The sequence below is a fragment of the Solibacillus sp. FSL W7-1436 genome (assembly GCF_038007305.1).
Taxonomy (GTDB): Bacteria; Bacillota; Bacilli; order Bacillales_A; family Planococcaceae; genus Solibacillus.
The window spans coordinates 1,104,357-1,118,853 of the sequence record NZ_JBBOWV010000001.1 but is presented as its reverse complement, the minus strand read 5'-3'; the positions used below and the strand labels follow the sequence as shown (position 1 = coordinate 1,118,853).

Below are 14,497 nucleotides of genomic sequence, written 5' to 3'. Positions count from 1 at the left end.
ATACTGGTGAGGGGGATTATTGTTTGTGTTTTGGCGCTGGGAGGTTGTTGTTTTCTAATAAACAGGTGGAATGTTCTAATATATTTTAAAATGTTCTAATAAAAGTGCGATTTTCTAATATCTTTGTCCAATGTGCTAATAAGTGTTCGAGATTTTCTAATATCGGGGGCGGATGTGCTAATATCGCACCAAGTTGTTCTAATATATGCGCGAGATGTTCTAATAAAATCAAGACCGGCCACCCGGGCTCCCACAATTGAAAGGAAAAGCAGTTTAACCGTCAACCGTTTCACCCGAGTTTCTAATAAAAGTGGCGGAAGTTCTAATAACCACACAACTTCTTCTAATAACCCCGGTAAAAGTTCTAATAAACTCAAGATCGTTCAACCGATACCTCTCTAATTGAAAGAAACCTCAATCGTCTCACCACAATTTCTAAGTAACAGAATTAAAAACAGCCGCCCAGCCCATTTTCACCAGGCCGGACGACTATTATTGATCACTATCTCGTATTCTTCTTAAAAGGCAGCCACCAGTTCCAGTCGCCAAACAGCTTCATGAAACTTGGGACGAGCATCAACCGGATGATTGTGGCATCGATGGCAATCGCGATCGCAATACCGACTCCAATCTGCTTCACGGGCATAACATCCGTAAAGGCAAATGCGCCTGTAATGACAATCATAATAAGCGCTGCCGATGTAATAATCTTACTTGTAGAGACAAGTCCATCGACCGTTGCCTTCGTATTAGTTGCCCCTTTTAAATATTCTTCCTGAATACGGGAGATTAAAAATACTTCATAGTCCATACTTAAGCCGAACACTAAGCAGAAGGTCAGCACCGGAATAATCAATACAATTGTCGTCGCTTCCAAACCGAAATGGCCATACTGGAAAATGTATACAAGAATACCGAACGTCGCACCCAAACCAAGAATATTCATCAGAATCGCTTTCAACGGAATTAAAATCGAACGGAACGCAATCATTAAAATAAAGAAGGTAGATACAATGATGATTGCTATGGCAATGAGTACTTTACCGGCAATTTCATCGAAAATTTCCTGATTGAATTTCGCTTGACCGGATAAGGCGAAATTGACGCCCAAGTCTTTTTCGCTCCAGTCGCGTACAAAATCCTGAGCTTCAAATGAAGAACCTTCAGCATCTAAATAAGCGACCATATACATTTTGTCTTCCTGAATAAAGTTTTCCGCCACTTCATCCAGTGCACCAGGTGCTTGCGGGTTGCTGTTTGCCATTTCCCACATTTCAACGGAATCAATATTGGCTACAGTAAACATTGATGTTACACGATCGACAAGCGGGTCATCCAACAGCTGCTGCTGAATATCGAATATCTTCTCGCGGCCTTCTGTCGTATCCCAAGCTTCGGCATCTTCATGTTCTGCCAGAAGGAATACCGGTGTATTATCGGCAAGCCCGAACTGTTCATCGAGCGTATCAAATGTTTGGCGTGACTCATAGGATTCAGGCAATGATTCCGTAGAAGGAATCGTTAACTCGATATCTTTGATCGGCACCATTGCAATACATAGCACGATGATGGCCACAACAATAATTGTGACAGGTCGTTTCATGACAAAGGCAGCAAACTTCTGCCAGCGGGAGGCAGTCGGTTTGATACGGAAAACACGTCCTTTATTTAAACGGTCACCAAGAAGCATCAATGTTGCCGGTAAAAGGGTAATACCTGTTAAGACAGCCAACAACACGACAATTGATCCGCCAAGTGCGATATTCATGAAGATTTCGACATCGATTACGATCATTGCGCCAAGACCGATCATGACACAGAGCGCTGAAAAGATAATCGATCGTCCGGCTGTCTGGATTGCAATTTGAACTGACTGCTCAATCGATTGTGTATTGCGTTCTTCACGGTAACGGTTTATAAGGAGCAATGCAAAATCAATACTTAAAGCCAATCCGAGCATTGGGACGATATTTAATACGAAAATCGATAAGTTCACATTGTCTCCTAAAAGAGCCAATAAACCAAGTGTGATGACAACCGTTGCCCCACCTACTAAAATTGGCAGTAAAGAAGCTACGATCGTACCGAATGCCAGCAGTAAAACGATTAATGCAATCGGAAGACCAATCGTTTCCGCTTTAATTAAGTCATTTTGACTGGCGACATTAATATCCTTTGAAATAACCGGTTCACCGGTAATGGAAATGCCATTATTTTCGCCGAGCTTTTCACGAAGCTCATCAATAATCGGGAAGTAATCATCCACCGAATTATCAAACTCCAGCATTCCATAGGCATAACCTTCTTTATTTAATTCTTCGACACCTACAGGAGATGTGATTGTTTGAATTTCTCCAATTGTTTCCAGACTTTCAAGTGCAGATGAAATTTCCTCATCCGTTTTATTTTTAAACAGGACAAAAATCGTTTTTGCGGGTAAATCGAATGTATCGGATAGCTCGTTCGTTACATACGAGTGGTCGCCATCATAGAAAAACCCATCCCCTTGCAGTTTAGAAGGAAGTTGAAGTGCAAAGAATGCTAGAACAACCAAAAGTGCGCACCATAGTACCACAATCGGTTTTGCGTATTTTGTAATGAATGCTGCGAACTGTTTCATAAATTACCGCCTTTCCTTTTCCATAATTACAGTGTAATGGATTCGTAGAAAAAAAGAAAAGAGGGAGGTTTGTCCGAAAAAACTTTCGAAACATACCTGTCCTCTTTACTAAAAGAATAGATTTAATACTGAATAAATAATTGCTGCCATGACAGCAGAAATAGGCATTGTAATAATCCATGTTGTAACAATTTTACGAGCCATACCCCAGTTTACGCCTTTTACATTTTGAGCAGAACCGACACCCATGATTGCAGAAGAAATAACATGTGTTGTTGATACAGGCAAGTGAATTAATGTCGCACCGAAAATGATGGATGCGGATGCAAGATCTGCAGCAGCACCATTTACAGGGCGAATTTTCATGATTTTGCCGCCGACTGTTTTAATGATCTTATAACCGCCGATTGAAGTACCAAGACCCATTGCTAAAGCACAGGCAAAACGCACCCAGCCTTGTACATCATCCGTTGTCTGCAAATTCGCTGCAATAAGTGCCATCGTAATAATACCCATTGCCTTTTGAGCATCGTTTGTACCGTGGGTAAAAGATTGAATTGCTGCAGTGAAAATCTGCATAATACGGAAACCTTTATTTGTTTTATATAGGTTCATATTCTTAAAAATGAATTTCATTATTGTCATCATAATATAACCGGCACAAATCGCGATGATTGGCGATGCTAATAAAGCAATGATGATTTTTGTGAATCCGCTATAGTTTAAAACCCCGATTCCAGATGCCGCAATGGCAGCACCCGCAATCGAACCGATCAGTGTATGAGAAGAACTTGATGGAATTCCAAAATACCAAGTGACTAAGTTCCAAGTGATCGCCGATAATAGAGCGGCCAAAATAACAACAGTACCGATTAATGGTGCATCAGGTGTAGATAATGCAAATGGGTCGACAATATCTGACGCAATCGCCTTTGCTACACCTACGAATGTAATGGCACCCAAGAAATTCATAAACGCAGCCATGATTACCGCTACTCGAGGAGGTAGCGCACGTGTTGAAACGGATGTTGCGATGGCATTTGCCGTATCATGAAAACCATTAATGAAGTCAAATGCAAGAGCAAAAAAGACTACTAGGACAGTAATGATAAGTAGTGTATTCATTAAAAGGACTCCTCATTAATTACGCATTACGCATAATGATTGTTTCGATTGTGTTAGCAACTGTTTGACAGTAGTCGGCAATTTCTTCTAACTGCTCATAAATATCCTTGAATTTAATTAGACGAATAGGATCTTTTTCATTTAAAAACAGCTTTTTAATAGAAGATCGTAATACTTCATCACATTCACGTTCATAATCTTTAATTAAAATTGCGTGTTGGCGCATTCCAACAAGATCTTTTTTGTTTAACAGTTCCATCGCTTTTACGATTTCATCAGTAGATTTGGCGATATAGGCTAGGAAATCACGCATCGATTCATCGATTTCTGTTAATGAAAACATTTCGAAATGTGCAATCGTACCTTCTGCACCATCTAACACATCATCCATACGAATTGCTAATGATAAAATATCTTCACGCTCAATTGGTGTCATAAATGATTTATTAAGCATGACGATTAATTCATGAATTAATTTATCACCTGCTGTTTCGTATTGCTTCATACGAATGCTTATTTCCTTTAGATCTGCAACCGTTTCTATGCGGAAATCATTAGCATAGTGAATACCTTCACGCATATTTTCAGCAATTTTTAACAAGGCTGAGAAAAACGGATCTTGCTTCTTTGAACTAAACATGGAATTGCCTCCTGAATATATATAATTAAAATAATTTTAAAAATTAACCTCAATTATCATAACAAAAACTTAAAAAAATCTATACAAATTTCGCTCTAACCTTATCAATCTTTACAATTCTGTAACAAAAGAAAAAAGCGGATAAGCAAATATTTTTGGTCAAAATGTAGAAAAAATGCACATTAACGAGAAAAGTGTTTTGTTATTATAGTAAATTTTGCAGCTCGTTTTCCAAAAATGGCTTTGCGTTTAAAAAGCGTACAAATTCATCATACTTTAATCGCTGCTCACTCGTTGGCTTCTTCCCGGTGAAATAAGCACGTATTAAAATATTCTTTGGCGTGTTTTCCATATCGATAAATTCCAATAATTGAGTATCATATCCGACTAGTGTTAATAGTTCTGCGCGAATTGAATCCGTAGCTAATGCGGCAAAGCGCTCCTTCACTAAACCGTGCTGTGTCATAATCGATAATGCAGGTGACTGCAGTTGACGGTTCAGCTCATGCTGACAGCAAGGAACACTTAAAATAACTTTCGCTCCCCATTTTACTGCACGGGCTAATGCCATATCCGTCGCAACATCACAAGCATGGAGGGTTACAACCATATCTACAGCAGTTTCTTCATTGAAGTCATTAATATCCCCAACTAAAAATTGCAGATCTTCATATTGTAAATCTGCTGCAATCCGGTTACATTCCTCAATTACTTCCTTTTTGAGATCAAGGCCTGTGACATGTATATCAAGACCCTTTTCAATTTTTAAATAATGATACAAAGCAAATGTTAAATAGGATTTACCTGAACCGAAATCTAGTATGCGAATCGTTTTGTCTTTCGGTAAATGGGCTAAAGAATCATCGATAAATTCAACAAAGCGATTGATTTGTTTAAACTTATCGTATTTCTGTTGCTTTATTTTTCCATCTTCCGACTGCACTCCTAAACGGACTAAAAACGGATGAATCCGGGAATCATCCAATAAATATTGTTTTTTTCGGTTATGGGATAAGTTCACTTGTTTAGTTGTAGCATTTTGATCAGATTTCCAAAGCACTTTGTTTTTCTTCGAGAGCTGCACTTGTACTGTCTGCTCCTGAAACTCGGCGTGTACTTGACGGAACTGTTCGAAAAGAGCATCGAGCTTTGCTGCTAAGTCTTCAATCGTAATATTTTCATGCTTTAAAATGCGCTCATATTGATATTCCAGCTGTATCATATATTCTCCGCGAATTTCTACGGGCTTGAGTTTGACCCGTTTTAAGTCACTGGATTTTTGACGTGGCTGGCTAATAGTTGCCTGTAGTAGTGTTTTATTAGAAATAAGTGCATGAAGCTGCACTTTCATTTGTTCGAATTCCATAAAAACCGCCTTTTCTTTTTTATCAATTACGCCTCGGCGTAATGGCGTCCGGATTTTTTGAATTTGTTCAAAAATTTCCTTTAGAAAATCTGTGACATCCGCCGGGGCTCAATGTGTGTTTATAGTATCATAATGCGCTTATATGTTGTCATTGTACAGGTTTTTGAATTGTATGTTACGATGAGGAAAAACTATAGATGGTAGCAAGGAGGCAAAAATTTGAAAGATGTTGAAGTATTAATTGAACGCGGTATATTAGTTGGCGTCAATTTACAAAAAGATGAGCATTTTGATTACTCAATGGAAGAGTTGGCAAATTTAGCACAAGCTTTAGATGTGGAAATTGTCGGCATGGTGACACAAAACCTGGAACGTGTGACCCCTTCACATTATGTAGGTACAGGAAAGATTGAAGAAATTAAGGCGTTCTTTGATGAAACAGATGCCAACATCGTTATTTTTAATGATGAACTCTCGCCATCACAAATCCGTAATTTAGAACGTGATTTACAATGCAAAGTAATAGACCGTACAATGCTGATTTTAGACATTTTCAGCCGTCGCGCAAAAACACGTGAAGCGCAATTACAAGTAGAGCTCGCTCAATTACAGTATATGCTGCCGCGACTAGTTGGGCTCCATGCTTCACTGTCCCGTCAAGGGGGAGGAACAGGAGGCGGCTTTAAAAACCGTGGGGCAGGGGAAACAAAACTTGAACTTGACCGACGTAAAATTGAAGATCAGATTTCGAAAATCAAGAAAGAGCTTGAAACCGTTAAAGAACAGCGTGAAACACAGCGGAAGCAACGCCGTAAAAATGCAGTACCTGTCGTATCAATTGTAGGTTATACAAATGCAGGAAAGTCCACGATTATGAACCAGTTACTTGCAAAAGCGGGCCAGGATGATACGAAGCAAGTATTTGAAAAGGATATGTTGTTCGCGACACTTGAAACTTCGGTCCGTAATATTGAACTGGAAGACAATAAATCCTTTTTACTGACTGATACGGTTGGGTTTGTTAGTAAACTTCCGCATCATTTAGTAAAAGCATTCCGGTCGACATTGGAAGAAGCCCGGGAATCCGACCTCCTGCTGCATGTTGTCGATGTTTCAAATGAGGAATACCGCTTTATGATGGAAGTAACGAATGAAACATTAAAAGCGATTGATGTTGAAAATATTCCTACTATATATGTATACAATAAATCTGACTTAGCCGATGTGGAATATCCGTTAGTAAGCGGAGATAATATTTGGCTTTCTGCGAAGGAAGATAGAGGGCTGGAAGAGTTGCTTCAGCAAATTAAGCAACAGATTTTTGCTAATTATGTTACATGTCAAATGCTTATTCCATATAATCAGGGTGGAATTGTTTCCTATTTAAATGAGCAGGCAACCGTTCTTGAAACCGCATATGAAGAAGAAGGTACATTATTAACGCTTGAACTTAAAGAAGCCGATTATCAAAAGTATGAAATTTATGTTGTGAAATAAAGAAGGAAATACAAAGCTAAAGTACGTTGCTTATGACAGTGCACTTTAGCTTTTTTATTTTTTAATAAAATTTTGTCTTTAAGAAAAGTCAAAATAATTTATTTAGTGAAGTAATTGTTTTATAATACAAAAATCTGTTGTGATGATTTGCTTTATTTGTCTGAAAATATCGAAAAAACATAAAATTATAACATTTTGATTATTTGTTGATTTTAATCAACTATTAGGCTAAAGTGTTCAAGTATATTATTTCAAATGTCAGACAACAGACCTCGAAGTTTATTGTCAGAATATTTATTAATCGGGAGGATTTCAAATGTATTCAAAAGAAGAAATCGTGAAGTCCGTTCCTCAAACTGGTTTTGTTGGTCAACCTAAAGGGTTGTTTACACTATTCTTTACAGAGTTTTGGGAACGTTTTTCATATTATGGTATGCGTGCCATTCTATTATTCTACATGTACTATGCAGTTAAAGATGGTGGTTTAGGATTAGATCGTACGCAAGCTAACATTATCATGTCGATTTACGGTTCATTAATCTACATGTCAGGTATTATCGGCGGATGGATCGCTGACCGTATTACGGGTATGCGTAAGGCGATATTCTATGGCGGAATATTAATTATGATAGGTCATATCCTATTGGCCTTGCCGCTTGGTGTAACAGCGCTTTACTTATCGATGTTCTTTATCATCATTGGTACTGGTTTGTTAAAGCCGAACGTTTCATCTGTAGTTGGTGACTTGTATGCAGAAAATGATGCGCGTCGTGATTCAGGGTTCTCAATTTTCTATATGGGTATCAACATGGGTGGTTTCCTGGCACCTTTATTAGTTGGTTTATTCCAAAAAAATTGGGGCTTCCATGCAGGATTCAGTGTTGCTGCAGTAGGTATGTTCATCGGTTTAGTTGTTTACTTAATGTCACAAAAGAGCCTTGGTTTAGCAGGTTCTGTAGCACCAAATCCACTTTCTGATAAAGAGAAGAAAACGACAACTCGTAACTTCACAATCGGTGGTTTAATTATTGTAATTTTAGGTTTTGTAGCTTATCAAAAAGGATATGCAAGCATTGAAAACTTCTCATTATTAATTACATTCTTAGGTGTAATGATTCCTACGGCTTTCATACTTTATATGTATCGTAGTCCAAAAACAAATGCAGACGAAAAATCTCGTCTATTAGCATATATCCCATTATTCATCTGTGCGGTAATGTTCTGGGCAATTGCTGAACAATCTTCAACAGTTATTGCAACATTCATTGATACACGTACAAACTTAAATTTATGGGGCTTTGAAATTCCGGCTGCATGGTTCCAGTCATTCAATCCATTATTCATTATCGTTCTAGCGCCAATGTTTGCGTTTATGTGGACGAAATTAGCGGATCGCGGACCATCAACTCCGAAGAAATTTGCTTTATCTTTATTCTTTGCAGGTATTTCATTCTTCGTAATGATCGCAGCAATCGTTTTAACTCCGGAAGATACGTTAGTAAATCCACTTTGGGTTGTATTCTCAATCTTCCTGTTAGTATTAGGTGAGCTATTGCTATCACCGGTTGGTCTATCAGCTACAACGAAATTGGCACCAGCTGCATTCGCAGGACAAACAATGGCGTTATGGTTCCTAGCTTCAGCTGCTGCACAAGCAATTAACGCACAGTTAGTTCGAGTTTACGGAATCGTATCTGAAACAACTTACTTCGGTGTATTAGGTGGTTTATCGGTTGTGTTAGGTGTTATTATTCTTCTGATTTCACCAATCATCTCTAAAGCAATGCGCGGGATTAAATAATTTCCAAACCTTTATTTACAGAATTTCTGTAAATAAAGGTTTTTTCTTTTGAACAATAAGGAATAATAAAAGTTAACTACTTAAAAAGGTAGTATGTGGTATATAATGGGATTGGGATGATACTTAAAGAAGCTTTACACAATCTTTGTTTAAGTAGGTATCAATTCTTCACATGAACTTCTTTCAGCGATTGTCAAAAACTTTTGCCGAAAGAGACCCAATTAATTGGGTTAATTTCGCTGTATTTGGTCGAAAATAACCTGGGTAACCGATATATGTAGAACATTCCCGATGGTTACACATCTTTTTCAGAAATTATGCAACATTGCATAATGACGGAGAGACACTAAGTAAGGCAAGGCGTTTTAAAGTATGAAGAAAAGTAACTATAGGGGAGGCAGAATTATGTTAGAATCAGTGACGATTAAAGAATTAACGACAATTGAACAAATTGAAGAGGCACGTATGCTAGAGCATGAAATTTGGGCTGTCGGCAGCATTCCGGTACATCAGACAATTGCGACGATTCGCAATGGCGGGATTGTACTTGGTGCATATTTAAATGATGAAATAATTGGTTTTAACTATAGTTGCCCTGGATATATGGATGAGAATATATACTTATATTCCCATATGATTGGTGTGAAGCGTAATTATCGTGAGCAAGGCGTTGGAGAACTGCTGAAAAATTACTTGAAGGATATCGCAATCGAGCGCGGTTACAGAACTTGTCGCTGGACATTTGATCCACTTGAAGCACGCAGCGGATTTTTGAACTTTTCGAAGTTGCGCAGTTACAGCGATACTTATATAGAAAATTGCTATGGTGAAATGGAAGACCCGTTCAACCGGGTATTGCCTACAGACCGTCTTTGTGTAGAGTGGCAACTTGTTGATAATGACTACTTACGCTGGGATGCGAAAGTGGAAGAATTACTGGATGAAGCAAAACCGTTAGTAAATTGGGAAGAAAATATGGTAGGCCTTCCTACATTGGATCCGGAACAGAAGTTCTCTAAAGAAGAGGCGCTTATTCATGATGCGTATCTATTGCCCATCCCTACGAACTTCCAGAAAATCAAAGTGGAAAGTGTTGCTTTGGCGGAAGATTGGCGCTACAAAACAAGAAATATTTTACAGGCAATGTTTGATCAAAATTACAAAATAATTTATTTAAATAAAATAAATGATAATATTAGCCATTACTTACTAGTAAAGCGTTCATTATTTGCTCTTTAATTATGAATGAATGATGCCGCAGCTAAATATTATTAGGAGCAACAAAGATGAAATTAGTAGAAGTGACAATACATGAACTAGTGATGCGAATGAAAACTCCATTTACGACTAGCTTAGGTACTATGCAAGATAAGCGTTTTTTAGTTGTGGAGGCGAAGGATGAAAGTGGTGTAGTCGGCTGGGGTGAGGGGGTTGCATTTGAAGAGCCTTCCTATACAGAAGAAACATTTAAAACTTCACTTCATTTATTGGAGGATTTTTTAATTCCTGCATTACTCGGTAAAGAATTAAAGCATCCAGATGATGTGTATGAGCGATTCCGTACGATTCGACGCAATAACATGGCGAAAGCGTCGATCGAAGGAGCGGTGTGGGATATTTATGCCCAATTGACGAACCAATCGCTGGCAACAGCTGTTGGCGGAATCCAGGAAAAAATTGAAGTAGGAATCAGCATCGGTTTACAGCCTACAGATGAACAGCTGATCGATACAATTCGGCAGTTTTTGGATGAAGGTTATAAGCGAATTAAAGTAAAAATTAAACCGGGAAAAGATATTGAGCTGATCCGAACAATACGTCAAGCATTCCCGGCAATTCCTTTAATGGCAGATGCAAACTCTGCGTATACATTGGATGACATCGATCGACTAAAAGAGCTGGATGCATTTAATTTAATGATGATCGAACAGCCATTAGCGCATGACGACATCATCGATCATGCCGTATTGCAAAAACAAATAAAGACACCGATTTGTTTAGATGAGAGTATTACTTCTTTGGAGGATACGAGAAAAGCGATTCAGCTAGGCAGCTGTCAGGTGGTAAATATTAAAATTGCGAGAGTTGGCGGAATTAGCGAGGCGAAGCGTATTCATGACTTCTGCATGCAACACCATATTCCTGTATGGTGCGGGGGAATGCTGGAAGCGGGTATCGGCCGTGCGCAAAATGTAGCACTGACAAGTCTTGCAAACTTTACAATGCCTGGAGATACCGCGGCTTCTGAACGCTATTGGCATGAAGACATTATTCAACCGGAAGTAACCGTTACAGATGGCTACATTACCGTTCCGAAAACAAAAGGGCTTGGCTATAATGTAAATCGCGAAGCAATAAATAAATACAGTGTAAATAAAAAAACATATCGCATGTAATTGTAAGGCCACAATTTTATTAATTGTGGTCTGTTTCTATTCATTTTTACTTCCTATTAGAATACATACGGGATGTTGTAAATAAAACGGCGAATCGCTCTAAAAATACATTTTTCAGTCTATTCCTCTTTTAATACAAGGTAATATAAATTGTCTGTTTGATTTTCATTATTAGCAATTATATAATGATGTAGGGAAAGAGATGATTCTCATTTTCATTTAGAATTTACGTATTATATAAAAATCTAAAATATATAAAGAATAGTGGGAGAATGTAATGAGACTTTGGATGCTCGTAGTTGCAACCATCGTTCTGTCCTTTATATCATTATTTATTGGTGCAATTGACATTAAGCCATCTGATTTACTGGATTGGGATTCAGATAAAATGCAGATTTTCTTAATGAGTCGAGTACCTCGATTAATGGCAATTATACTTGCCGGGGCAGGGATGGGTATTTCAGGATTAATTATGCAAAGCTTAAGCCGTAACAAATTCGTATCGCCGACAACTTCTGGTACGCTCGATGCGGCAAAGCTAGGTATTGTTGTATCAATGATATTTTTCACAAGTGTAGGATATATGGAGAAGATTATCTTCAGCTTTACATTTGCACTGATCGGTATGATGATTTTCATGCGTCTTCTTGAAAGCATTAAATTCAAGGACGTTATTTTTGTACCTCTAATCGGGATTATGTACGGAAATATTATTGGTGCCATTTCAACATTTCTTGCGTACGAGGCAGATGTGCTGCAAAGTGTGGATACATTCTTCCTAGGAAGTTTTACGCTTGTTGTATCAGGTCGCTATGAATTGCTTTATATAGCAGTACCCGCAATTATCCTCGCGTATCTATATGCCAATAAGTTTACAGTAGCTGGTATGGGTGAAGATTTCGCCAAAAATCTTGGCTTAAGCTATCGTACCGTTTTAAATCTCGGTTTAGTACTGGTAGCGATTATATCCACTACAGTTGTCTTGACGGTAGGGATTATTCCTTTCCTTGGATTAATCGTACCGAACTTGGTTTCATTATATATGGGGGACAATTTACGAAAAACAATTCCACATACTATTTTCTTAGGTGCAGCATTCCTATTAATGTGTGATATTTTAAGTCGTTTAATCGTATACCCGTTTGAAATTCCAGTAAACACAACTGTTGCGGTAATCGGCAGTGCGATCTTCTTAGTAATGTTATTTAGGGGGAAAGCATATGCGAAAAAATAGTACGAAGCTAATTTTCTTAGCAATTATCGCACTGGTGTGTATTGCGTTATTTGCTTTTTACAATATTCAAGGCGGATTCAGTTATGCCTTTCCAAAGCGATTAGAGCGAATTGCGGCAATGGTTATAACTGGTACGGCGATTGCTTATGCAACCGTTACATTCCAGACGGTTACACATAACCGTTTACTGACACCCTCTATGATGGGTGTCGATTCGATGTATGAAGTAGTGCAAACAATTATTTTCTTCTTTGCAGGGTCTGCATCAATCTTTGTAGTTAGCCGTTATTTAAACTTCGGTCTATCAATTGTGGCGATGGTAATTTTTGCCCTGATTTTATACCGTTTCTTATTCCGGGCGGATAAACATCCGATATTCCTGCTTTTACTTGCCGGAATGATTATCGGAACATTGCTCGGCAGTTTTGTAACATTTTTACAAGTAATAATTGACCCGGTAGAATATGAAAGTTTACAGACACGTTTATTTGCTAGTTTTATGAATGTGAAAACAGAGCTGCTGCTCATTGCTGTCATTATTTTAGGGGCATCTTTTATTTACGGATACCGTTTATTGCGTGATTTAGATGTTATGTCACTAGGTCGTGAGAATGCAATAAACTTAGGTGTAAATTATGATAGAATAGTATTAAAAGTATTAATTTTATCTTCAGTTTTAATTGCAACATCTACTGCGCTAGTTGGTCCGATTACATTTTTAGGGTTAATCGTTTCGAACTTGGCATATCAGTTTTTTGCTACGTACAAGCATTCCGTTTTAATAGTGGGTGCGAGTCTTATTAGTATTATTGCACTTGTCGGTGGGCAGTTCTTAGTACTGCATGTATTCCAGTTAAGTACAACGATCAGCGTTATTATTAACTTTGTCGGTGGACTTTACTTTATTTACCTAATACTGAAGGAAAGTAGGAAAGCAGGATGATTGAAATTAAAGGGCTTTCTAAAAGCTTTGGAAAAAAACCGGTCGTTGAGGATGTCTCATTAACTATACAGCCAAAAGCAATCACTTCATTTATCGGACCGAATGGAGCAGGTAAATCCACATTATTATCAATGGTAAGCCGATTGCTTGATGCAGATACAGGTGAAGTATTTTTAGATCAGAGTGATGTAAAAAAAATGAAGTCCAATGATTTTGCGAAACGTGTAGCAATTTTACGCCAGTCAAACCATTTAAATGTGCGTTTAACAGTTCGTGAACTTGTATCATTTGGACGTTATCCATATTCGAAAGGCCGTTTAACTCCGGAAGATGAACAACATATTGACCGTGCGATAGAATATATGACACTGGGTGATATGGAGCATAAGTTTTTGGATGAACTATCAGGTGGTCAAAAGCAGCGTGCCTTTATCTCAATGGTAATTGCTCAGGATACGGAATATATTTTATTAGATGAGCCATTAAACAACTTGGATATGAAGCACTCTGTTCAGATTATGAAAATTTTACGTAAGCTTGTTGATGAATTGGGCAAAACAGTAGTAATTGTTTTGCATGATATTAACTTTGCTTCAGTATATTCAGATCGGATTGTCGCTTTAAAAGATGGACGTCTTGTAAAAGATGGCCCAACAAATGAGATTATTAACTCAGAAGCATTACGAGAAGTATATGATATGCATATTCCGGTGCAAGAACAAGATGGATGTCGCATTTGTGTATACTTTAATTCACACAGTTAAATAAAATTGGAAATAAATGCATAGGTTTGCTCGCTTATGCATTTATTTTATGAATTTAATTGAGAATGAATATTAGTTTCAGAATATTCGTTGACAAGTATGTACAGTTGT

At 37.9% G+C, this 14,497-nt stretch carries 11 protein-coding genes; 7 read left to right on the top strand and 4 right to left on the bottom strand.

What is annotated here, in order from left to right; genetic code table 11:
• Nucleotides 1–502: 502 nt before the first annotated feature.
• The 4 genes from MKX73_RS05605 to MKX73_RS05590 form a co-directional block, all read right to left on the bottom strand.
• Nucleotides 503–2,620 (bottom strand): MMPL family transporter, encoded by a 2,118-nt coding sequence (locus MKX73_RS05605; RefSeq protein WP_340716643.1) that lies wholly within the window; start codon nt 2,618–2,620, stop codon nt 503–505.
• A gap of 108 nt (nt 2,621–2,728) precedes the next feature.
• On the bottom strand, nt 2,729–3,745 hold the full coding sequence (locus MKX73_RS05600) for an inorganic phosphate transporter (protein ID WP_340716642.1): 1,017 nt from the start codon (nt 3,743–3,745) through the stop codon (nt 2,729–2,731).
• A gap of 19 nt (nt 3,746–3,764) precedes the next feature.
• The gene (locus MKX73_RS05595) at nt 3,765–4,385 is read right to left on the bottom strand and encodes a DUF47 domain-containing protein (protein WP_008405849.1); all 621 of its coding nucleotides are present in this window, start codon (nt 4,383–4,385) and stop codon (nt 3,765–3,767) included.
• A gap of 205 nt (nt 4,386–4,590) precedes the next feature.
• Complete coding sequence (locus tag MKX73_RS05590) at nt 4,591–5,751, bottom strand: class I SAM-dependent methyltransferase (protein WP_340716641.1); 1,161 nt, start codon at nt 5,749–5,751, stop codon at nt 4,591–4,593.
• A gap of 219 nt (nt 5,752–5,970) precedes the next feature.
• On the opposite strand from MKX73_RS05590, the gene hflX reads away from it, so the two are divergent.
• From hflX to MKX73_RS05555, 7 genes are all read left to right on the top strand, one after another.
• Nucleotides 5,971–7,248 (top strand): GTPase HflX, encoded by a 1,278-nt coding sequence (hflX, locus tag MKX73_RS05585; RefSeq protein WP_340716640.1) that lies wholly within the window; start codon nt 5,971–5,973, stop codon nt 7,246–7,248.
• A gap of 316 nt (nt 7,249–7,564) precedes the next feature.
• On the top strand, nt 7,565–9,049 hold the full coding sequence (locus MKX73_RS05580; RefSeq protein ID WP_340716639.1) for a peptide MFS transporter: 1,485 nt from the start codon (nt 7,565–7,567) through the stop codon (nt 9,047–9,049).
• 405 nt (nt 9,050–9,454) lie between these two features.
• Nucleotides 9,455–10,288 (top strand): GNAT family N-acetyltransferase, encoded by an 834-nt coding sequence (locus tag MKX73_RS05575; RefSeq protein WP_340716638.1) that lies wholly within the window; start codon nt 9,455–9,457, stop codon nt 10,286–10,288.
• A gap of 47 nt (nt 10,289–10,335) precedes the next feature.
• Nucleotides 10,336–11,445 (top strand): o-succinylbenzoate synthase, encoded by a 1,110-nt coding sequence (gene menC / locus MKX73_RS05570; RefSeq protein ID WP_340716637.1) that lies wholly within the window; start codon nt 10,336–10,338, stop codon nt 11,443–11,445.
• A 277-nt stretch (nt 11,446–11,722) separates the two neighbouring features.
• Entirely contained in the window at nt 11,723–12,679 is a 957-nt protein-coding gene (locus MKX73_RS05565; RefSeq protein ID WP_079523340.1) for an ABC transporter permease, read from the top strand.
• Nucleotides 12,666–13,622 (top strand): iron chelate uptake ABC transporter family permease subunit, encoded by a 957-nt coding sequence (locus MKX73_RS05560; RefSeq protein WP_340716636.1) that lies wholly within the window; start codon nt 12,666–12,668, stop codon nt 13,620–13,622. Before MKX73_RS05565 ends, MKX73_RS05560 begins: the two co-directional genes overlap by 14 nt.
• Nucleotides 13,619–14,386 carry an iron ABC transporter ATP-binding protein gene (locus tag MKX73_RS05555; RefSeq protein ID WP_079523338.1) on the top strand — a complete coding sequence of 256 codons (768 nt, stop codon included), beginning with the start codon at nt 13,619–13,621 and terminating at the stop codon, nt 14,384–14,386. The genes MKX73_RS05560 and MKX73_RS05555 overlap by 4 nt, the downstream gene beginning before the upstream one ends.
• Nucleotides 14,387–14,497 lie beyond the last annotated feature (111 nt).

Bases quoted from the DNA above. Each gene is read 5' to 3' on its own strand.
- MKX73_RS05605 (WP_340716643.1), bottom strand. From the start codon at position 2,620: ATGAAACAGTTCGCAGCATTCATTACAAAATACGCAAAACCGATTGTG.
- MKX73_RS05600 (WP_340716642.1), bottom strand. From the start codon at position 3,745: ATGAATACACTACTTATCATTACTGTCCTAGTAGTCTTTTTTGCTCTT.
- MKX73_RS05595 (WP_008405849.1), bottom strand. From the start codon at position 4,385: ATGTTTAGTTCAAAGAAGCAAGATCCGTTTTTCTCAGCCTTGTTAAAA.
- MKX73_RS05590 (WP_340716641.1), bottom strand. From the start codon at position 5,751: ATGGAATTCGAACAAATGAAAGTGCAGCTTCATGCACTTATTTCTAAT.
- MKX73_RS05580 (WP_340716639.1), top strand. From the start codon at position 7,565: ATGTATTCAAAAGAAGAAATCGTGAAGTCCGTTCCTCAAACTGGTTTT.
- MKX73_RS05575 (WP_340716638.1), top strand. From the start codon at position 9,455: ATGTTAGAATCAGTGACGATTAAAGAATTAACGACAATTGAACAAATT.
- menC (WP_340716637.1), top strand. From the start codon at position 10,336: ATGAAATTAGTAGAAGTGACAATACATGAACTAGTGATGCGAATGAAA.
- MKX73_RS05565 (WP_079523340.1), top strand. From the start codon at position 11,723: ATGAGACTTTGGATGCTCGTAGTTGCAACCATCGTTCTGTCCTTTATA.
- MKX73_RS05560 (WP_340716636.1), top strand. From the start codon at position 12,666: ATGCGAAAAAATAGTACGAAGCTAATTTTCTTAGCAATTATCGCACTG.
- MKX73_RS05555 (WP_079523338.1), top strand. From the start codon at position 13,619: ATGATTGAAATTAAAGGGCTTTCTAAAAGCTTTGGAAAAAAACCGGTC.